The organism is Cupriavidus sp. UBA2010 (genome assembly GCF_002335265.1).
GTDB lineage: Bacteria > Pseudomonadota > Gammaproteobacteria > Burkholderiales > Burkholderiaceae > Cupriavidus > Cupriavidus metallidurans.
In genome coordinates this window covers 66,560-84,130 of the sequence record NZ_DDCI01000005.1, presented here as the reverse complement: position 1 = coordinate 84,130, position 17,571 = coordinate 66,560, and the positions used below count along the sequence as shown (strand labels likewise).

The 17,571-nt window shown below is 62.1% G+C and carries 19 protein-coding genes and 1 tRNA gene; 17 read left to right on the top strand and 3 right to left on the bottom strand.

Features of this window, described 5'->3' with window-relative positions:
* The 5 genes from dsbG to B2246_RS01845 all read left to right on the top strand — a co-directional run bounded on the left by dsbG (position 1) and on the right by B2246_RS01845 (position 4,380).
* Positions 1 to 774, top strand: coding sequence for a thiol:disulfide interchange protein DsbG (gene dsbG / locus B2246_RS01865; RefSeq protein ID WP_020204476.1), 774 nt, complete (start codon positions 1 to 3; stop codon positions 772 to 774).
* Positions 775 to 864: 90 nt separating this feature from the next.
* The gene (locus B2246_RS01860) at positions 865 to 1,671 is read left to right on the top strand and encodes a sulfite exporter TauE/SafE family protein (protein WP_020204475.1); all 807 of its coding nucleotides are present in this window, start codon (positions 865 to 867) and stop codon (positions 1,669 to 1,671) included.
* A gap of 48 nt (positions 1,672 to 1,719) precedes the next feature.
* Complete coding sequence (locus tag B2246_RS01855; protein WP_020204474.1) at positions 1,720 to 3,096, top strand: dihydrolipoyl dehydrogenase; 1,377 nt, start codon at positions 1,720 to 1,722, stop codon at positions 3,094 to 3,096.
* Positions 3,097 to 3,128: 32 nt separating this feature from the next.
* Positions 3,129 to 3,452 carry a hypothetical protein gene (locus B2246_RS01850; protein WP_029043913.1) on the top strand — a complete coding sequence of 108 codons (324 nt, stop codon included), beginning with the start codon at positions 3,129 to 3,131 and terminating at the stop codon, positions 3,450 to 3,452.
* Between the two features lie 37 nt (positions 3,453 to 3,489).
* Positions 3,490 to 4,380, top strand: coding sequence for a LysR family transcriptional regulator (locus B2246_RS01845; protein ID WP_029043912.1), 891 nt, complete (start codon positions 3,490 to 3,492; stop codon positions 4,378 to 4,380).
* A 23-nt stretch (positions 4,381 to 4,403) separates the two neighbouring features.
* Here the strand turns inward: B2246_RS01845 and B2246_RS01840 are convergent, their stop codons facing one another.
* The gene (locus B2246_RS01840; protein WP_081651477.1) at positions 4,404 to 4,697 is read right to left on the bottom strand and encodes a helix-turn-helix domain-containing protein; all 294 of its coding nucleotides are present in this window, start codon (positions 4,695 to 4,697) and stop codon (positions 4,404 to 4,406) included.
* A 119-nt stretch (positions 4,698 to 4,816) separates the two neighbouring features.
* Between B2246_RS01840 and B2246_RS01835 the strand changes: the two genes are divergently transcribed.
* Positions 4,817 to 5,473 (top strand): substrate-binding domain-containing protein, encoded by a 657-nt coding sequence (locus B2246_RS01835; protein WP_081651475.1) that lies wholly within the window; start codon positions 4,817 to 4,819, stop codon positions 5,471 to 5,473.
* 200 nt (positions 5,474 to 5,673) lie between these two features.
* Here the strand turns inward: B2246_RS01835 and B2246_RS01830 are convergent, their stop codons facing one another.
* A complete protein-coding gene (locus B2246_RS01830) occupies positions 5,674 to 7,605 on the bottom strand; it encodes a tyrosine-type recombinase/integrase (protein ID WP_196445952.1) in 1,932 nt (643 codons plus the stop codon).
* A gap of 228 nt (positions 7,606 to 7,833) precedes the next feature.
* A tRNA-Gly gene (locus B2246_RS01825) sits at positions 7,834 to 7,909 on the bottom strand.
* A gap of 791 nt (positions 7,910 to 8,700) precedes the next feature.
* On the opposite strand from B2246_RS01825, the gene B2246_RS01820 reads away from it, so the two are divergent.
* From B2246_RS01820 to B2246_RS01770, 11 genes are all read left to right on the top strand, one after another.
* The gene (locus B2246_RS01820; protein WP_175994351.1) at positions 8,701 to 9,432 is read left to right on the top strand and encodes a hypothetical protein; all 732 of its coding nucleotides are present in this window, start codon (positions 8,701 to 8,703) and stop codon (positions 9,430 to 9,432) included.
* Between the two features lie 152 nt (positions 9,433 to 9,584).
* Positions 9,585 to 10,340 carry a hypothetical protein gene (locus tag B2246_RS01815; RefSeq protein ID WP_175658591.1) on the top strand — a complete coding sequence of 252 codons (756 nt, stop codon included), beginning with the start codon at positions 9,585 to 9,587 and terminating at the stop codon, positions 10,338 to 10,340.
* 322 nt (positions 10,341 to 10,662) lie between these two features.
* Positions 10,663 to 10,881 (top strand): AlpA family transcriptional regulator, encoded by a 219-nt coding sequence (locus B2246_RS01810; protein WP_175658602.1) that lies wholly within the window; start codon positions 10,663 to 10,665, stop codon positions 10,879 to 10,881.
* A gap of 42 nt (positions 10,882 to 10,923) precedes the next feature.
* Complete coding sequence (locus tag B2246_RS01805) at positions 10,924 to 11,787, top strand: ParA family protein (protein ID WP_175658601.1); 864 nt, start codon at positions 10,924 to 10,926, stop codon at positions 11,785 to 11,787.
* A complete protein-coding gene (locus tag B2246_RS01800; protein ID WP_175658600.1) occupies positions 11,771 to 12,016 on the top strand; it encodes a type II toxin-antitoxin system HicA family toxin in 246 nt (81 codons plus the stop codon). Before B2246_RS01805 ends, B2246_RS01800 begins: the two co-directional genes overlap by 17 nt.
* Positions 12,009 to 13,691, top strand: a complete 1,683-nt coding sequence (locus tag B2246_RS01795; RefSeq protein WP_175658599.1) for a ParB family protein — start codon at positions 12,009 to 12,011, stop codon at positions 13,689 to 13,691. Before B2246_RS01800 ends, B2246_RS01795 begins: the two co-directional genes overlap by 8 nt.
* A gap of 18 nt (positions 13,692 to 13,709) precedes the next feature.
* Positions 13,710 to 14,279 (top strand): DUF2857 domain-containing protein, encoded by a 570-nt coding sequence (locus tag B2246_RS01790; protein ID WP_175658598.1) that lies wholly within the window; start codon positions 13,710 to 13,712, stop codon positions 14,277 to 14,279.
* Entirely contained in the window at positions 14,276 to 15,463 is a 1,188-nt protein-coding gene (locus B2246_RS01785; protein ID WP_175658597.1) for an STY4528 family pathogenicity island replication protein, read from the top strand. Before B2246_RS01790 ends, B2246_RS01785 begins: the two co-directional genes overlap by 4 nt.
* Before the next feature lie 169 nt (positions 15,464 to 15,632).
* Positions 15,633 to 16,418, top strand: a complete 786-nt coding sequence (locus B2246_RS01780) for a PFL_4669 family integrating conjugative element protein (protein WP_175994350.1) — start codon at positions 15,633 to 15,635, stop codon at positions 16,416 to 16,418.
* Positions 16,415 to 16,933 carry a DUF3158 family protein gene (locus tag B2246_RS01775; protein ID WP_175658595.1) on the top strand — a complete coding sequence of 173 codons (519 nt, stop codon included), beginning with the start codon at positions 16,415 to 16,417 and terminating at the stop codon, positions 16,931 to 16,933. The genes B2246_RS01780 and B2246_RS01775 overlap by 4 nt, the downstream gene beginning before the upstream one ends.
* On the top strand, positions 16,933 to 17,310 hold the full coding sequence (locus tag B2246_RS01770; protein WP_175994349.1) for a single-stranded DNA-binding protein: 378 nt from the start codon (positions 16,933 to 16,935) through the stop codon (positions 17,308 to 17,310). The genes B2246_RS01775 and B2246_RS01770 overlap by 1 nt, the downstream gene beginning before the upstream one ends.
* The last annotated feature ends 261 nt before the right edge of the window (positions 17,311 to 17,571 follow it).

Below are 17,571 nucleotides of genomic sequence, written 5' to 3'. Positions count from 1 at the left end.
ATGTTTGCACAACGCTCGCACATTTCGTTCCTCTTGGCCGCCAGCTTCATGGCGGTCACCGGCTGCAGCAAGGCAGAGACGGCGGACAAGCCGGCCGTCCTCAAGGCGCTGGAGGGCCAGGGCCTGACCGTCACGCAGGAATTCAAGGTCGGCGGTGGTCTGCGCGCCTTCGCCGCCGTCGCGGGTGACCGGCCCATTGCCGTATACATCACGAGCGACGGCAATGCCATCGTGGGAACTCGCCTGAACGCCAAGGGCGAGCCGATGGACGAAGCGGACCTCGAAAAGCTGGCCGCCAAACCGATCAGCGACAAGGAATGGTCGCAGCTCCAGTCGTCTACCTGGGTGCTGGACGGCAAGGCAGATGCGCCGCGCGTCATCTACACCTTCAGCGATGCCAACTGCCCCTATTGCAACGCCTTTTGGGAAGCTGCACGCCCTTGGGTGGATTCCGGCAAGGTCCAATTGCGGCACATTCTGGTGGGCATCATCAAGGATGACAGTCCGGCCAAAGCCGCGGCCATCCTTGGCGCGCCTGACCGGAGCGCGGCATTGTTGACGAACGAACGACAGTTCGGCCAAGGCGGGATTACGCCAGCCAAGAGCGTGCCTGCCGATGTGCGCAAGATCCTCGATGACAACCTGGCACTCATGGCGAGCACCGGCTTCCGGGGGACGCCCGGCATCGTCGTGCGCGGCCCCAACGGGGTCCTCAAGAAATACAACGGCATGCCGCGAGGGGCGCAACTGGGTGAAGTGCTGGGACCGCGCTGAACCAGCCGCCGAGGCACCGAACCTGATGGCCACTTCTCTCAGACCGCATCCCAGGCTGTTCAACGGAAATTGCACAAAGGATCATTCACCATGCTCTCGCTGACGGGTGGAGTGCTGGGCCTCATCATTGGAGCCGTGCTGGGATTGACTGGGGCCGGCGGCGGCATCTTCGCCGTGCCGGCGCTGGTATTCGGCCTGGGCATGGACATCCGTCAGGCCGCGCCCGTGGCGCTGCTCGCCGTGGGCGCTGCGGCGACCCTGGGGGCTGCGCAGGGCTTGCGCCAGGGCGTTGTTCGGTACAAGGCAGCGATGATGCTGGCGGCTGCCGGTACCGTGACGGCTCCGCTGGGCGTGCAGCTCGCTCACTGGCTTTCGCCTCGATGGCTGAACCTGATCTTCGTCGCCATCATGCTCGTGGTGGCTTACCGTATGTTCATGTCATCCCGTGGCAACCAGCCGCAGGGCGATTCGGCTGACGAGCAGGGCCGGGTCTGCAAGATCTCCAAGGACACCGGCCGCTTCGTCTGGAACGTGCGAACCGCGACCACGCTGGGAAGCATCGGCGTCGTCTCCGGTTTGGCCACGGGCATGCTGGGGGTGGGCGGCGGATTCATCATCGTCCCGGCCCTGGCGCATTTCAGCGAGCTGCGCATGCACAGCATCGTCGCGACCTCGCTCATGGTGATCGCGCTGCTGTCCGCGGTGACCGTGTTCATCGCGTGGAGTCACGGCCTGACGCTTACCGCACCCGCCTGGACATTCGTTCTCACGGCGCTCGTGGGCATGTCAATTGGCCGCGTTCTGGCACGCAGGATTCCCTCAAAGATGCTCCAGCGGGTGTTCTCGATCACCTGCGTGGCCGTGGCGGCCCTCATGCTCATGCGCAATGTTGGCTAGAGGTCCGATGTTCGATGTTCGATTAATTGATGTGGACGGGAATATTCAATGCAGACAAGGAAAGCAGATATCGCCATCATTGGCGCGGGAACCGCTGGCAGCACCGCATTCCACGCGCTGAAGGCGGCAGGCAAACAGGTGGTTCTGATCGATCGGGGGCCATTGGGGACGACCTGCGCGCGCGTCGGATGCATGCCTTCGAAAGCGGCGCTGCATGCCGGCATGCACTGGAAGGTTGCCAAGGCACTCGCGGCGAGCGCCACGCCGTCGACCCAAGGGCCGCAGGCCTTGTGGTCCCACGCCCGCCAGACCAGGGATGCGCTGGCCAGCGCCGCCGCGGAACGCACACGCAAGGCGGCCGGCGAGAGCCTGATCATGGCCGAAGCGCGCTTCGTCGCGCCAGGCATCTTGCAGGCGGGCGAACAACGGATCGAGGCCGGCGCCTTCATCGTGGCGACGGGCTCCCGCCCGGTGGTTCCCAAAGCGCTCGAAGGTGTCGCCTCCCGCGTTCTGACCACCGATACCCTGTTCGACCTGGAAGTCCTGCCGGCCCGGATGGGGATCCTGGGGCTGGGCGCCATCGGGCTGGAACTCGGCTTGGCCCTGTCTCGGCTGGATGTGCAGGTGGTCGCGGCAGACCAGAAAGACACCATCGGCGGTATCCAAGACCCCGATGTCCTGAAGCGAGCGATCGCCAGGTTCGAGACCGAATTGCCGATGTGGCTGGGCGCCGCCGTCGAAGTCAGCCTTGAGGGCGACCAGGTACGCATGCGCACCGGCGAGCGCGAGGCCCTGGTGGATCGGCTTCTCGTCGTGACGGGACGACAGCCCAATACCGAGGCGCTCGACCTCGCCGCGGCCGGCATCTCCCTGGATCAGGCTGGCCGACCGAGCATCGACCCCGCGACCATGCAGGCCCCCGGGTCCTCCCAGGTGCCGATTTTCTTCGCAGGCGACGTGCAGCCGGATCGCCCCCTGATGCACGAGGCCGCGGACGAGGGCCAGATGGCGGCGCAGGCCGCGTTGTCGAGCTTGCGCGGGGAAAGCTGGCCAGGGGCATCGCGGCGCGTGCCGATCACGATCCTGTTCACCGACCCGGATGCGTGCGCAGTCGGCATGACCCATGAGGCCGCGATGCAGGAAGGCGCGGTCGTCGGCACTGCGGAAGGCAGCGGCAACGGGCGCTCCAAGATCCTGGGAGCCCCGGAAAACCTGCTGCGCATCTATGCCGACCCCGGCTCAGGCGCCTTGCTCGGTGCCAGCATGCTCCTGACGCAAGGCGAGCATCTGGCGCACCTGATCGCCTGGGCGATCCAGGCAAAGCAGACGGTCAACGATCTGCTGGCCATGCCGTACTACCACCCCTCCATCGAGGAGATGCTGCAAAGCGCCTTGAAATCCGCATCCCAGCAGATGCGCCCGTGAACGACCTTTCTGACGGCCACAGCCGAGCGACCATGACCCAAGACACCCAACGCCCTACATTGAAAGTGATCATCCACGCACCGACGGCAGAAGCCTTTGAGCGTGCGCGAAACAATGCAAGCAATCTCAAGCGCGCGGCGCCCGATGCCGATGTGCGCATCGTCGCGAACGCGCAAGCCGTCGCTGCCGCCCTGGACACGGCACCTTCCGACCTCGACACGCTCACCTGGGTATGTCCCAACACACTTTCGCGGATCGGCAGGGAGAACAGAGAGCCGCTCGAAGTACTGGACGGGCCTGCCGTCATCGAGATGGCGCGCATGCAGCAAGCGGGATGGACCTACATACGGGCGTAGCACGCGATTGCCCGTTCGGCATTGGGGGGGTGAGACCATGGAATTACGACATCTGCGCTATTTCATGGCCCTGGCTGAAGAGTTGCATTTCACGCGGGCCGCCGAGCGCCTGCACATCGAACAGCCCCCCTTGTCCCGTGCCATCAAAGAACTGGAGGACGAGCTAGGGGTCGTGCTGTTCGTCCGGAACCGCCGTGGAACCGTGCTGACGCCGGCGGGGGTCGTCTTTCTTCAAGATGTCCGCAGATTGTTCACCGTGCTCGAACAGGCACGCGAAAGCGCCCACGCCGTGGCAGCGGGTTTGCGAGGCAGTCTGCGCATCGCAATTTCCGACGGGGCGATCGATGCTCGCCTGTCGGCATTTCTGGCCCGGTGTCGTGCGGAGGAGCCGGAGATCGAGATACGTCTGTCCGAGGTTCCGCTGGCCGAGCAGTTACGCGGCCTGCGGTCCGGGGATTTCATGATCGGATTCGCGCATACGGCCGACGTCGGCGACGACATACGGGCTGAGCCCATCTGGCGAGATCCATTGGTCATCGCCGTGCCGGCACGGCACGCACTGCTCGCCCACAAAAAGGTCCCGCTCCAAGAAGTCGGGATCCATCCACTGGTCTTGTGTGATCCCCATGCATGCGAGGGCTACTGCCGGGAACTGACACGACTGCTGCAGGTGCTTGAGCACAAGTTGAACGTCGTCGAGGAGGTGTCCTCGCTGGACATGATGCTCACCTTAGTCGGTGCCGGCTACGGCATCGGTTTTTTGGCTGCAAGCAAGATTCCGGTTTGCCAACGCCCAGACGTGGTGATCCGTCCCCTGGCCATCGATTCAGCCGTCATCACGACTTACTTGCTGCGACCTGACAGCAACGATTTGTCGGCTTCGCTGGAGCGATTCATCGTTCGCCTACGTGAGTCTGCGAGCGGCTGACGCAGCCCCGCTGGCAGACACCCTCAAAGATCGGTTTCGGCACGAAGATTGCGCTCGGTGGCCGCCATCAATTCTGCCGCGCTTATCCTAAGTGCTACTGAAATTTTCAGTATGAGGGGCAGCGTGGGCACGTGCTCACCACGCTCGATCTTGCCCATGTGCGAGCGCGAAATGCCTGCCCGAGATGCGAACTCGTCTTGCGCGACTCCTTGTGCGACGCGCGCAGCGCGCACGGCCTGTCCGAAAGCTGTCGCCGCTGCGGATTCATACGTTTTTGTACCAGAAGGACGGCCTGGCTGAATGGTTGATTTCTGCATCAGCAGAAGCGTCAAACAATCTGCCAAAATTAACCACGTTAAAGATAACGGCGTTAAACTTCACTCTTGACCACGATGCAAGTTCACCTCCTCGGCCAGAACACTTTTTGGGGGCTCGCATGCATGATGCCACCAGCCAGTTTTCCCATCTCAGGCTTGCCATAGCACCTGGCGTGCCATCCTCATGCTTCTCCTCGCTTCTCGCCCTGCAACGCGCGGAAGAGCCAGAAATCACTATCGCGTTCTTTGAGACATCAAGTGACGACCTGGTGACGGGCATTGATGAAGGTCGCTACGACGCAGGAATGTCGCTCCGGGCCGTAAGCGCTCCGTCTCTGAATAGCCAACCATTGTGGCTTGAGAACATCGCTGTTGCCATGCCATGGCGGTCCCCGTTACTTGCCCAGACAAAACTCACGCTCGCCGAGCTTCTGAACTACCCCGTGTTTCGCTGGCCGGCAGAAAGCTGCTCACCGCTGGATCAGCGACTATCATCCCTACCACCGTTGAACCAGCAGAGTATCCAGCACGTGACCTCGTTCGAGATGTTGGCGCTATGGGTTGGCGCTGGCTATGGCGTTGGGATCACAGCGCAATCGCGCATCAAGCGTGCTGATGCATGGGGGATCACCGCCCGGCCGCTGGCTGAGGGTCCCTACGAGGTCGTGACGCATCTGCAGCGACCCAAAGGACGAGCCAACGCGGTTTCTGAGCGGTTCGAGCGCAGAGCGATGCAGGTAGCCAAGGATAGCGCGGTCCAATCGAATACCCGATAGCGTGCCCGCGCTGAGCGTCCCCTGATGTGCAGATGCCAGGCGTCCAACGATCCGCTGGACATGCATGATCGTCTGCTCGATTTCTAGACGGCGACATCGGCGCCTGTCCTTAGCTCCCGCACCACAGCACACTGAACGAACTCATGCAGGCGGTGCAGATGTAGCGCGGGGGCCGTGAGGCCCTCGCGGGCGCTGTAACACTACGCGCCGTCCAAAGCCACAGCGCTCTCCATCAGCCGGCGAACGCTCTGGCGCACCTCTTCGGAGATAGGCCGCGGCGGGACGACCTCGGGAGCATTCGCATGGGGCTGGCCGCCTGCGATGACCTGGGCCACCATGCCCAGATTGCTTGGCGTCACGATGTCGATGGCCGCGCGATCACCCAGGTCGGGGTGTGGCCGGGTCAACATGCGGTAAAGCTCCCATGAATCCGCCTGCGGGTACTGGTGCATGAGCACCTGGGCCAGCTTATGCTTGAGCGGCACCAGTTGCCAGTCGGGGACGCGCTGCCCCCGGTTGCCCAGGCTGATGGAGAGCAGCTTGCCGGCCTTCAGCTCGCGGTTGATCTGGTCCTTGGACTTTCCGGCGAGCTTGCCGAACAGGGGCACCGGCAGACTGCTCGGCGATTCGTAAATGGCCAGCATTTCCTCGCGCTCGCGCTGGATGGCGGACACCTCGGGTTCCGGCGCATGTGTCGGGGGTGGCGGCACCTGCGACAACCGTTGGAAGGTGATGCCTCCGTCGCTCGGCGTCACAACGATAGGGGTAGCCACTACCGGCGGAACGGGTGCCGCAGAGGAACTTGCAACGATGGCGTCAGCCTTGTCCTCCTCCGCAATGGCGGGCACGCCCTCGATGTGGATAGTGAGGTGTGCGCTGGCCGCTTCGACCTGGGCCTGTTCGAGCAAGTCGAGACGGTCAGCCCAGTCCTGCATCATCCGGCGCCGCGGCTCCACATACTTGGCGTGGTTGTAGGACGAACTTACCTTGTTCGGATCGGAGTGCGAAAGCTGGGCATCCACCCAAATCTTCGGGTAACCGATCTCGTTGAGCGCCGTCGAGATCGTTCCGCGAATACCGTGTCCGGTCAGTCGATCCGTGTAACCCATCCGCTTCAAGGCGGCGTTGAGCGTGTTCTCGCTGATGCGCTTCTTGAGGTTGCTGCGGTGTGTCAACAGGTGGCGCTGCGCCGGCCGCATCACCCCGAGCAGGTAGCGCACGATCTCGATGGCCTGGACGGACAACGGCACGATGTAGGGCGGCACATCCTGCGGACGCTTGCCCGCCTTGCGCATCTCGTCCTGAAGCTGCTTGACGATTTCCGGCGGGATGATCCACAGGCCACGGTCGAGGTCGAACTGGTCGGGGGTCGCGAGCCGCAGCTCTCCGGTACGCACGCCGGTCAGGAACAGCAGGCGGATACCAAGCTGGGTCTGCCAGCCCCGAGGGTTGTAGAGCCTGAGCTTCTGGAGGAACTCGGGAAGCTCAGGCAGATGCAGGTAGGGGTTGTGGGTCACCGCGGGCTTGGGCTCGGCCACTACGTCCAGGTCCGTAGCCGGATTGGCCTCCATTCCCTCGACAATGACCAGCGCGTAGCGGAACAACTGTCCCAGCCAGGTACGGACCTTCTCTGCAGTGGTGAACGCCTCGCGCTTTTCGATCCGCGCCAGGACGCCCAGGAGCTGCGGCCGCCGAATGTCATAGATCGACATTTGCTTGAGGCTGGGCAGCACGTCTTTCTCGAAGATCCGCTTGATCTGCGACAGCGTGCTGTTCCTGCCTTCCTTGAGTTCCTTGGCGCGGTGCTCGAACCAGGCATCGAAGACAGCCTTGAACGTGTAGTCCGAGGCCAACTTGACCGCGTGCCGCTTCTGCTTACGGTCAGCGTGGGGGTTGATGCCTTGGGCCAGGAGTGCCCGGGCTTCGTCGCGCAAGGTGCGGGCTTCGCGCAGGCCGATCTCGGGATAGTTGCCCAGGGAGATGCGTTTTTGCTTGCCGAGCCAGTAGTAACGCAGGTGCCACGATTTGCCGCCGGTAGGGGCGACCACCAGGCCGAGGCCGTCGGTATCGGGGATGCTGTAGGTTTTCTTGGCGGCCTTGGCTTGCCGCACGGTCAGATCAGAGAGTGCCATCATCAAACTCCTAAGTCGTGAGACTTAGGCTCGATGCTGCTGGTCATCCCGATCCAACCCCAGCAACAACCCGGAACCGGCACCACCCGCATTCTTTGGCCTTAATTTTGGCCTCAAAAACGCTGGCTGTCGGTGGATTTCCGTGGCTTTGGCTGGAATGAAAAAAGGAGCCGAAGCTCCTCTTTTCAATGACTTACAGACGTCAGTGGACGTCTGTAGATCATAAATTGGAGCGGGAGACGAGTCTCGAACTCGCGACCTCAACCTTGGCAAGGTTGCGCTCTACCAACTGAGCTACTCCCGCGTACAACTTTTACTGCTGTGGCAGCTTTGCTGCCGTTCCGATGACTTGCACATGCTTCGTCATGCCACCGGATGCCATTAACCTGGAGCGGGAGACGGGACTCTTATCGAGCGCCCAACTCGTTGATAAACAACAAGTTTTGCTGTCTCGCCGCATCAGCAAGACCTCAATTATGGCCTTAAACGAACTCACCGTCAACACCTAGTTGTCCATCAACATCCATGGCGATCTAAAGACAGCTACTGCGCGTTGTCGCGTGCCGTCTCACACACGCTCCGTTGTGAGGGCGGCGCGCTGTTCGTTGAGCATATTTCGACCACCAGCACTTGATGCGTATTCGGCCTCTCAGCATGCTGCTCACGCATCCAAAGCGTGCCGCTCGCCACAGAAACCGCTGGCCGAGCAACTCAATCAGCATACGAAACCGACGACAAGGCTCTAGCGCCAACACCTGATGCAAAACAAGCCTTGCCAAGCCTGTCGTAGCGCTTGACGCTCAATCCGCATGTGACTCCGGCATGACTGCTGCCGCGTGAACTGCCCCGAGTATCGCTAACAAACCGTAGCGACTTTGTACACCTTAGAGCAGCGCCAGGCTACCGGCCATTAGCCAGCCCTTGCGCCACGACATGACGCCCCGCTCAACGAGCCTTGCGTCTGTCCAAACGATTTTCTCCACTTAGGGCGGCTTTGCCTACGAGTGGATTTCCACTGGTCGATGTGTCGATGCACCAGTCCCACCTGGGCGCTGAGGAGTTCTCGATGGAGTAGCGTCACGAGGAGTCGAAGCCATGCGAGAGAATTCATTGTCGGACGTGTACTACCGTCCTATCGATGCAGCAATTCGATGGGCTGGGTTGCTGCGGTTCAGGGAAGAGATCCTAGCCGCTGTCCAACATCGGCATCTACCTGCACATCTAGACTGCCCACGCTGCGACGAACTTCGGCTCTACACCGATCGAATCTATGACGCGATCTACCACGGCGAACTCCCCTACGGTCAGAACGGCATCACGACGGACGACAAGACCCTCTGGGATTCTCCAGCGCTAACCGTTCGGCACATCGACCTCAAACAGTGGATGCTCCAGTACTACCCCGGACAGCGGCCGCCTTTTCTGTTCAGCCGCATCGAGCGGATTGCCCATCCCATCATCACCATGGAGGCTGGGCACGCGCTGCTGGTAGAACGTGAAGCGCTGAAATCCCAGCTCGAACAGAGCGTCCGCCAACTGCACGCCCTGCAAGAGCGGCAAAAGCTACAAGGCCCGGCACCTCCTGCCTGCAATCTGTGCCCGTTGAGTGACCGAGCCGAAGCGACTTACCTGCACATCATCGGCGCCATGCTGACGCTGATGCTGGAACGCTCACCGTCTGGTACGCCGTATTCCAGCTTCAACAGTCAAGAATCCATTGCCAACGCCTTGGTCGCACATCACGGCCATCTCATGGGCATAACCGAGCGCACCCTGCAAGGCAAGTTCGCTCAAGCGAAGCGAAAACTGCAATCCGCTATTTCTTGAGCTTTACAAACCTACCTCTGTGGCAGTTAAAAGCACATTCGCCGAGCCCATGATCGGAAGGCACTTTCCCGCTGCCTAAGCGACCGTCCTCTGGTCAATGGCTAGGGTATATTTACTCGTATCGCCTGATACGGGTGCACCGATCAAACGACATGAGCCTTCACGCAGCCGCCTGGCAGATTATTGGAACCACCGCGACCGCAATCATCGGCGTCGGATCAAGCCTCTACATCGCCAACAAGAATCGGAAGCAACTCACTCAACATAGCAAGGACACTCTCGACTTGCAGAAACTGTCCACGGCCCGATCGGCATCCACCTTCATTGCCGAGAAGCGCCAGAAATGGATCGATGAGCTGCGCGCTGACCTCTCTTTATACCTTGCTCTATCCACCGAGCTGACAGAGGGCTACAAGCGCCTCTTCTCACGATTGGGGCAAGAATGGGACGAACAACCAAACGCCGACCCTCGGGATGTGCTGGACTGGTGCGAGAAACGACGAAACGAGTTCGAGCACGAGAACGCAACGCGCAACAGCGAACACTATCAGCTTTTGATGCGGGTCTCGCTGCGGCTCAATGCGAATGAAGATCTGCACAACATCGTTATGGTGGCGATTAACGGCATTCGCAGGAGTCTTGCCGGACTAGCGTTGCAGGCAGTAAAGGGCGACTATTCCGCTCAGGTGCATTTTGAGGAGATTGAGAAAGAATTGCACCACGCATCGATGTATGCTCACGTTGTATTCAAGGCTGAGTGGCAGCGACTGAAATACGAGGTTGCTGCCCCTGACGAACTGTTGCGCGATATTCTCGCGACTCACGAGCGAGAGAAAGCTGAGGATTCAGTGCCTCTTGTGATCGCGGAGCACGGCACCTCACCACTCTCCAGTTCTCAAACAAAATGAGATTGCAGAGAAAGCTCGCCTGCACAGTATCAGCGTCATTCTGACGCTGGTGCGCAATCAATCACTCTCCGCATGCCTTTCCAGCCCTCAACAGCCGGAGAGCTGCAGGGTCGCCACGGCCCCCCTCATGGACATCACTGAGCGCACGCTGCAAGGCGAGTTCGCCTAGGCCAGACGCAAGCGCAATTCGCAGTTTCCTGAGCTTCGCAAGCCCGTATCTGCGGTCACGGAAACCGCATTTGCGGTGTACGCGGACGGACGCCGCTATTTCACTACGAGTCACCCCCTAACAAGCGCTCACGAGCGCCAAGGAGTGACTGTCATGCCGGACGAAACGCCGCTTCTTCCTTCCGCAGTTGAGCACCGCATCCTACGGCTAGATGAAGTCGAAGCCAAAAGTGGCTTCAAGCGCGCCCATATCTACAACCTGATGAAGGCGGGCAAGTTCCCCAAGGCCATTCGCCTGGGGATTCGCGCGATCGGCTGGGATTCGCTTGAAATCGAGCAGTGGATCGCCGAGCGCCGCAAGCAGCGCGTCTGATCTCTCTGACCGTTCCATCCCAACGCGACGAGGAAGCAGACCATGCTGGTCATCTCCATCATCTCGACCAAGGGCGGCGTCGGCAAAACGACGACCGCCGCCAACCTGGGCGGCTTCGCCGCCGATGCCGGCCTGCGCGTGTTGCTGATTGACCTGGACGTACAGCCGACACTTTCCAGCTACTACCCGCTCACGCACCAAGCGCCTGCCGGTATCTATGAATTGCTCGCGTTCAACGAACGAAACCCGGACAAGCTAGTGTCGCATACGTGCATCGACCGGCTTGACGTCGTGCTTTCCAACGATGACAAGGGCCAGTTGAACACGCTGTTGCTGCATGCACCCGATGGCCGCCTGCGGCTGCGGCATCTGCTCCCGGCATTCCAGCCCAGCTACGACCTGGTGCTGCTCGACACACAGGGCGCGCGCAGCGCGCTCCTGGAGATGGCCGTGCTCGCCTCCGATCTGGCGCTGTCGCCGGTGACGCCCGAGATTCTCGCCGCTCGCGAGCTTCGCCGCGGCACCTTGCAATTGATCGAGGACATCGCGCCATTCCGCCATCTAGGCATCGAACCACCACCGCTGCACCTGCTGATCAACCGCGTGCATCCCGTCTCGGCCAACGCTCGGCTGATTCAGCAGGCGCTACGCCAGATATTCGAGGGCCGCAGCGACGTGCGCGTGTTGAACACCGCCATTCCGGCCATCGAAGCCTACCCACGTGCGGCGACGCAGGGCCTGCCGGTCCATCGCGTGGAAGGCCGTCGCCCGAGCGGACGCAGCGCGCCGGCCGCGCTGGAATCTATTCGTGCCCTTGCCGTCGAACTGTTCCCCCAATGGCGAGACCAGTTCGAGCAGGTCGGTGTCAAAGCTCCCACGGAGACCGTCCATGTCCGGCGCACATGAGCTGTCACGCGGGCACAAGCAGCTCCGCGGCCTGATCGAGTTCGCGCTCCAGCACGGCTGGGAGGTCGTGCGCACACCGGGCGGCCATCTCAAATTCACCAAGCCGGGCCTGCCACCAATCTACACCGGCTCCACCGCCAGCGACTTCCGAGCCGAACGCAACGCCCGAGCCCAGTTGCGGCGGGCGGTCCGGCACGCCAACGCATCGGGAGGGGAACGCCATGGCTGACCTGACGCCCGACGACATGGCCGCCAAGCTGCTCGCCAGCGGCTTCCAGCGCCAGAGCCCCGCGGCACAGGCGTTGAGCGATCCCATCGCCGACACACCGATGGTCGTCACACTCGACGAACTTCGTCCCTATGAACTCGACCCGCGGCTGACGCGCAATCCGCTCTACGACGAGATCAAGGCGTCGATCCACGAACGCGGCCTGGACGCGCCGCCACCGATCACCCGTCGACCAGGTGCCGGCCACTACATCATCCGCAACGGCGGCAACACCCGGCTGGCGATCTTGCGCGAGCTGTGGTCGGAGACGAAAGACGAGCGGTTTTTCCGCATTTCATGCCTGTTCCGGCCGTGGCCCGAACGCGGCGAGATCGTCGCGCTGACCGGCCACCTGGCCGAGAACGAACTGCACGGCGGCCTGACCTTCATCGAGCGTGCCTTGGGCGTCGAGAAAGCCCGCGAGCTGTATGAACACGAGAGCGGCAAGCCGCCGTCACAGTCCGAACTGGCTCGTCGGCTGGCCGCCGACGGCTACCCGGTCCAGCAGTCCCACATCAGTCGGATGCAGGATACGGTCCGCTATCTGCTGCCAGCGATTCCCAACGTGCTCTACGGCGGACTGGGGCGGCACCAGATTGAACGACTCGCCGTGCTACGCAAGGCAGCAGAGTTTGCCTGGGAGACTCGTGCACATGGCAAACCGCTGAGCGTCGATTTCGGCACACTTTTCCATGAGGTTCTGACGCAGTTCGACACCCCAACAGAGGCGTTCTCACCCCAGCGCGTACAGGACGAACTGATCGGCCAGATGGCCGAATTGCTCGGCGCGGACTACAACGCTCTGGAACTGGACATCGACAACATCGAGAACCGCCAGCGGGCAGTGAACAGTCCGCCCAGCCTGCCCGCCGAGCCGCCCGTGTCATCTCCTGTGGACATTTCGCCGGAACCCGCAACCACCGCCCCACGAGTGGCACCGCCTTCGCCATCAACGACCGCCGGCGCATCGGAGAAGATTTCGCGGTCGCGTGATACGCCATCCCCGGTATCCACGACCGGCACGACGCATTCCCAGGCCTCGGTGCCGGAAGACGATGCAAGTGAACGGTTGCAAGGTCACATTGTCTCGCCAGCGGCCAGCACCGAACGCTTGCAGGCCATCCAGCAATTGGTGGCCGAGCACACCGGCGAAGCGACGCCGGATTTCACGGACAACGTGCTGCGCGCTATTCCGGTCCAGGCCGGCGGGCTGTTTCCGATCACCGACGTGTGGTACATCGAGCCCAGCCTAGACGCCCCCGACCGTCTGCGCATCCATATCGCGCAGTTCGCCCGCGAGATCGCCGAAGAAGCCAAACTGGCGGATTGCGTCGAATCGATCGAATCTGGCATCGGCTTTACCTGCTCGGCATCTCTGCCCGCCACATCTGTCGTGCCGCCGTTCGGTCGAGCGGTGCTGGCGCTGCTCCAGATGCTCACTCTCGACCACCCCAGCTCGCAAGCGGCACCCTGCCTGGACGAATTGGGCGTGCTGCTGCAGGGCGATCGTCCCGGCCGTCCCGTCACGATTCCCCGATTGAGCGACACCGGGCTGGTCAAACTCTTCCGCCTATTGCGGCTTGCCCGCCGCCTGGTGGAACTGGAGGCAGGACCAGACGACGCATCCGAGGGTTGAAAACGACGGGAGGCCACTATGTCCGCAACACCCCATCCGCTGAATCAAGCTGTTGTGGCACAGGCCCTACACGACCTGCGCAACGGGCAGTTGCGCCGATGCCTTGCGATGGGATTCGGTGAGCGTGAACTGGATGTGTTGAAACAACCGGCACTGGTCGCGCTGCTGGCCAACGCGCGGGTGCCCTGGTGCTCGGTCAAAGTCGATCGGGAGATGCTCTGGCGCCTGGTCAGCCAGATGCGCGACATCGAGCAGGAGATTTCTTCGGTCGATCGTATGTTGCGGCTTGGTGGCTCGACTGAGATGGTCAGCAAGTTCTACGGCCTTACCCACCAGGAAGTGGCGTTGCGCCGGGAGATCCTGGGGTTGCCCAAGCGCAAAGGCCGGCACCCGGTACTCAGCGAAGAACAGGAAACGACCCTGTGGCATCGCTGGAAGCCCGCGGTCGACGCACGCGGTATCGCTCTGGACGACGAGACCGCGATGCTGGAATTGACAATGGAGCTGGCCGAATCCATGTTTCTGCCCATGTCAGTGATCTGGGCCGCGATACGGAGCTGGATTGACCAGAAGTTGGCCAGACCATGAGCCAGATTGCTCCGAATCCTCCCGGTCCCATCCCACTTTCGACCCTGCTCGATGGTGCACTCCAACGGCTGGAATCCGCCCACCCGACCGAGAGCACGCCACCTCACGACGGCTTCCTGTTCAGCGGCAACCGCCACGAGGCCGTCCCGCGAGCTTTGTTCTTCGACCGCCGGCTGACCCCATTGGAACGCAATGCCTGGCAGGTCTGCCGGCTGATGCTCAACGACGACGGTCTCACCGCCTGGCCGACCTACGAGCAGTTGCGTCCTTGGCTGGCGGTGACGCCGTGCGCACCGAAGGCTTCCCACGAGACCATCGCACGGGCGCTGACTGTCCTGCGACTCACGCGCTGGCTCAGCCTCGCGCGCCGTCGGCGCGATGCGAAAACCGGGCGCATCCTCGGCAACCTCTACGTACTGCACGATGAGCCGTTGACGCCTTTCGAGGCGATGCAGGTCGACCCTGGCTATCTGGAACTGGTCAGTCAGGCGTTGAACCACGCCAGCAAGGCAATCCAACGCGTGGGCCAGCAGGTCTTGCAGGAGCTGACCGATGACCCATTGCTCAACGGCCGCACGCTGCCGACCCGACTTCAGGTTCTGACACAGCGCCTGGCTCAGCATCACCCAAATGTACCGGACACTTATCCACAGGACGCAGGAGGTCCCGAATCCGAAGAAGGTGCCGAAGTCCTTCTTCGGAATGGAGAAGAGCCTTATTCGGATTCCGAAGAAGGCAAAAACCCTGACAAATCCGCCCATCTTCGGAATTCGAAGGCGGGCCGTACTGAAGTACTGAGTAATCGTATAAAAGAAGTACGTACAGTACCGCGCGCGCAAGAACTGGCACAGTTGCGCCTGCCGGATCGCTTTCTCGGATTGAAAGATGAACAACAGGCCGGAGCACTCGTAGCGCTGCAACAGGTCGACGGCGACCAGCGCCAAGCCGTTCTCGACGAATGGGCCGCCCGCTGCCGCGGCAACACGGTACACAACCCGGCTGGCTACCTGTTCGGGATCATCCAGAAAGCGCTGCGAGGCGAGTTCAAGGCCTGGGCCGGGCAAGGTGATGCACCCACCTCGCAAGCCGAACACGACGACACTCCACCTGCTCGCAAGCGTGCCAGTCCTGAAGCAGTTCAGGCCCACTTGGCGCGGCTGCGCGCGTTGCTGGATTCGTCCTGATCGAGTGGACGTCCTTGGCGCTCCATAGCGCTATCCCCGGGGGATAGTTGCAACATACAGCCTTCCGCGCTCCTCCAAACCGGCGCTCTGTCCGTGCGGTTTGTTGACTGACGGCCTTCCGGCCTGTCCCGATGCTGGCGACTCGCTCATCACCTACCGAGTCGTCGCCATGCCCAACGAACCCCTCCAGCTCAACCTCGGGTCGCTGCGCAGCGCCATGTCGCTGACGCTACACACCCATCACGCCTCGCGCATCTGGCACGGCCGCGCCGCCGCCGAAGGCCGGCCTGGCATCGTCGGCCTGAACGGCTATCTCTCGATCATGAGCAAGCTGCGGCGCGGTGCCGAGCAGGACGACCCGTACAGTGACTGGTGGATGTTGCGCATCGAGGACAAGTTGACGCAGACCAAGACCAGCCTGCAATCGTTGCGCGAACAGGTCGATCAAGTACTGGCGAACGTACCGCCCGCTCTATCGCTCGGCGAGAACATGAACGTACAGCCAGTCAAGCTCCCGCTGTTCGTCAACGCGCAGCTCGGCTTCATGGCCGTCTACCTGTTGGCCGACTACGATGATCTGGCACGCAAGCTGATCCTCGCCCACCACACCGCGCTGATCGACCGCTCGACCCTGGAGCGCTGGCTCAACGAAGGCGCGCACGCGCTGCGCAGCCTTTTCAGCCTGGCCCAGCAATACCGCTACTCCGGTTGCACGCGCGACGACTTTGCTGCCAAGAACGCCGTGGCGCGAGCAGCCATCGAGAAGTACGGTGAGTTGCCGCAGGAAGTGCTAGAAGGCACGAAGCGCTCCCGCTATGCGCCACCCATCATTCGCCGCTCGCCTCTGGCCTCCGCTCCTGGAGGACGGGCAAGCCGCGCAGAAGACGAGCTGGCTCTGGATGACGAGACTCCGCCGACTGCGGCAGTCGGTGATGCCGCGGGTGAACCGGAATGAGCGCCAGCCCTACACGCCGTTTCGCACCGCTGGAACAGGCAGACTTCCTGACACTGGAACACGCGGCCTTCCTAAAAGGCCTTTTAAAACCTTTTAAAGGTAAGGGGAGTCTGGAGGACTGGGCCAGCCAATGCCAAGCGCTGCGCGACAGCCTGATCGACCTGGCGCAACGGCGCGTGCTGGCGCAGGCCATCGATTACCCGTTCCGCCTGCTGCCCGTGCACCTGGCCCAGCAGACGACAGGCGCAGGCACGACCTTTCTGCGCTGGCGCAGACCCGATCGTTCGGCGATGGGCGTGGCGCTGTGGCAATCGCTGATCGCCAGCCCTTCCACGCCCGACCACCTGATCGACGACCTCTACGCAATAGAGGTCCAGCGCATCGTGCTGAACATGCAGGTCAGCCTCACCCACAGCATCGCCCGCCAGGCGCTGGAGGCCGCCGAGAAGGTCGCCCAGGCCGAAGCGGTCTACCAACGGCGCAGCCGCGCCAACCACTCCCAGGAGAAGCATTGATGAGTACCCATTTCAGTGGCGAGGGCAATATCGGCTCTGCGCCGGAATACCGCGAGTTTCCCAGCGGCAACGACGTACCCCGCCGGTTGCTCCGCCTGAACGTCTACTTCGACAACCCGATCCCGAAGAAGGACGGCGAGTACGAGGATCGTGGCGGCTTTTGGGCGCCGGTCGAACTCTGGCACCCCGAAGCGGAACGATGGGCCATCCTCTACCAGAAAGGCATGCGCGTCCTGGTCGAGGGACGGACCGTTCGCGACGAGTGGGAAGATGCGGACAAGAACGAGCGCGTCACGTTCAAGATCGAGGCCCGCCGCGTAGGCATCCTGCCGTATCGCCTCGAAGCGGTGACGCTCAGCCCCAAGCCGACCACCTGATCGCTGTCGCTGCGAGGGCGGCTGCGACAACTCACCGTCGTCCTCCATGCGCCAGTAGACCTCAGTGGAGCTATCCCCAAGGGATAGCTCCACCAACGTCCACCGAGTTCCACGCGCACTCCCGATACGATGCTCCTGCCGACCATGCGGCAGCCTTGCCGTCTCGCTGCTGCGGCGACCACAACCTCATCGATCAACAAATCGGTGGTCGCGCCATGCGGCTTCTTTGCAGTTCCGCCCGCCCATTCCGGACACGCTGTT

Bases quoted from the DNA above. Each gene is read 5' to 3' on its own strand.
- B2246_RS01855 (WP_020204474.1), top strand. From the start codon at position 1,720: ATGCAGACAAGGAAAGCAGATATCGCCATCATTGGCGCGGGAACCGCT.
- B2246_RS01795 (WP_175658599.1), top strand. From the start codon at position 12,009: ATGGCTGACCTGACGCCCGACGACATGGCCGCCAAGCTGCTCGCCAGC.
- B2246_RS01810 (WP_175658602.1), top strand. From the start codon at position 10,663: ATGCCGGACGAAACGCCGCTTCTTCCTTCCGCAGTTGAGCACCGCATC.
- B2246_RS01775 (WP_175658595.1), top strand. From the start codon at position 16,415: ATGAGCGCCAGCCCTACACGCCGTTTCGCACCGCTGGAACAGGCAGAC.
- B2246_RS01860 (WP_020204475.1), top strand. From the start codon at position 865: ATGCTCTCGCTGACGGGTGGAGTGCTGGGCCTCATCATTGGAGCCGTG.
- B2246_RS01845 (WP_029043912.1), top strand. From the start codon at position 3,490: ATGGAATTACGACATCTGCGCTATTTCATGGCCCTGGCTGAAGAGTTG.
- B2246_RS01840 (WP_081651477.1), bottom strand. From the start codon at position 4,697: ATGCAGAAATCAACCATTCAGCCAGGCCGTCCTTCTGGTACAAAAACG.
- B2246_RS01830 (WP_196445952.1), bottom strand. From the start codon at position 7,605: ATGGCACTCTCTGATCTGACCGTGCGGCAAGCCAAGGCCGCCAAGAAA.
- dsbG (WP_020204476.1), top strand. From the start codon at position 1: ATGTTTGCACAACGCTCGCACATTTCGTTCCTCTTGGCCGCCAGCTTC.
- B2246_RS01820 (WP_175994351.1), top strand. From the start codon at position 8,701: ATGCGAGAGAATTCATTGTCGGACGTGTACTACCGTCCTATCGATGCA.
- B2246_RS01800 (WP_175658600.1), top strand. From the start codon at position 11,771: ATGTCCGGCGCACATGAGCTGTCACGCGGGCACAAGCAGCTCCGCGGC.
- B2246_RS01815 (WP_175658591.1), top strand. From the start codon at position 9,585: ATGAGCCTTCACGCAGCCGCCTGGCAGATTATTGGAACCACCGCGACC.
- B2246_RS01805 (WP_175658601.1), top strand. From the start codon at position 10,924: ATGCTGGTCATCTCCATCATCTCGACCAAGGGCGGCGTCGGCAAAACG.
- B2246_RS01835 (WP_081651475.1), top strand. From the start codon at position 4,817: ATGCATGATGCCACCAGCCAGTTTTCCCATCTCAGGCTTGCCATAGCA.
- B2246_RS01780 (WP_175994350.1), top strand. From the start codon at position 15,633: ATGCCCAACGAACCCCTCCAGCTCAACCTCGGGTCGCTGCGCAGCGCC.
- B2246_RS01785 (WP_175658597.1), top strand. From the start codon at position 14,276: ATGAGCCAGATTGCTCCGAATCCTCCCGGTCCCATCCCACTTTCGACC.
- B2246_RS01850 (WP_029043913.1), top strand. From the start codon at position 3,129: ATGACCCAAGACACCCAACGCCCTACATTGAAAGTGATCATCCACGCA.
- B2246_RS01790 (WP_175658598.1), top strand. From the start codon at position 13,710: ATGTCCGCAACACCCCATCCGCTGAATCAAGCTGTTGTGGCACAGGCC.
- B2246_RS01770 (WP_175994349.1), top strand. From the start codon at position 16,933: ATGAGTACCCATTTCAGTGGCGAGGGCAATATCGGCTCTGCGCCGGAA.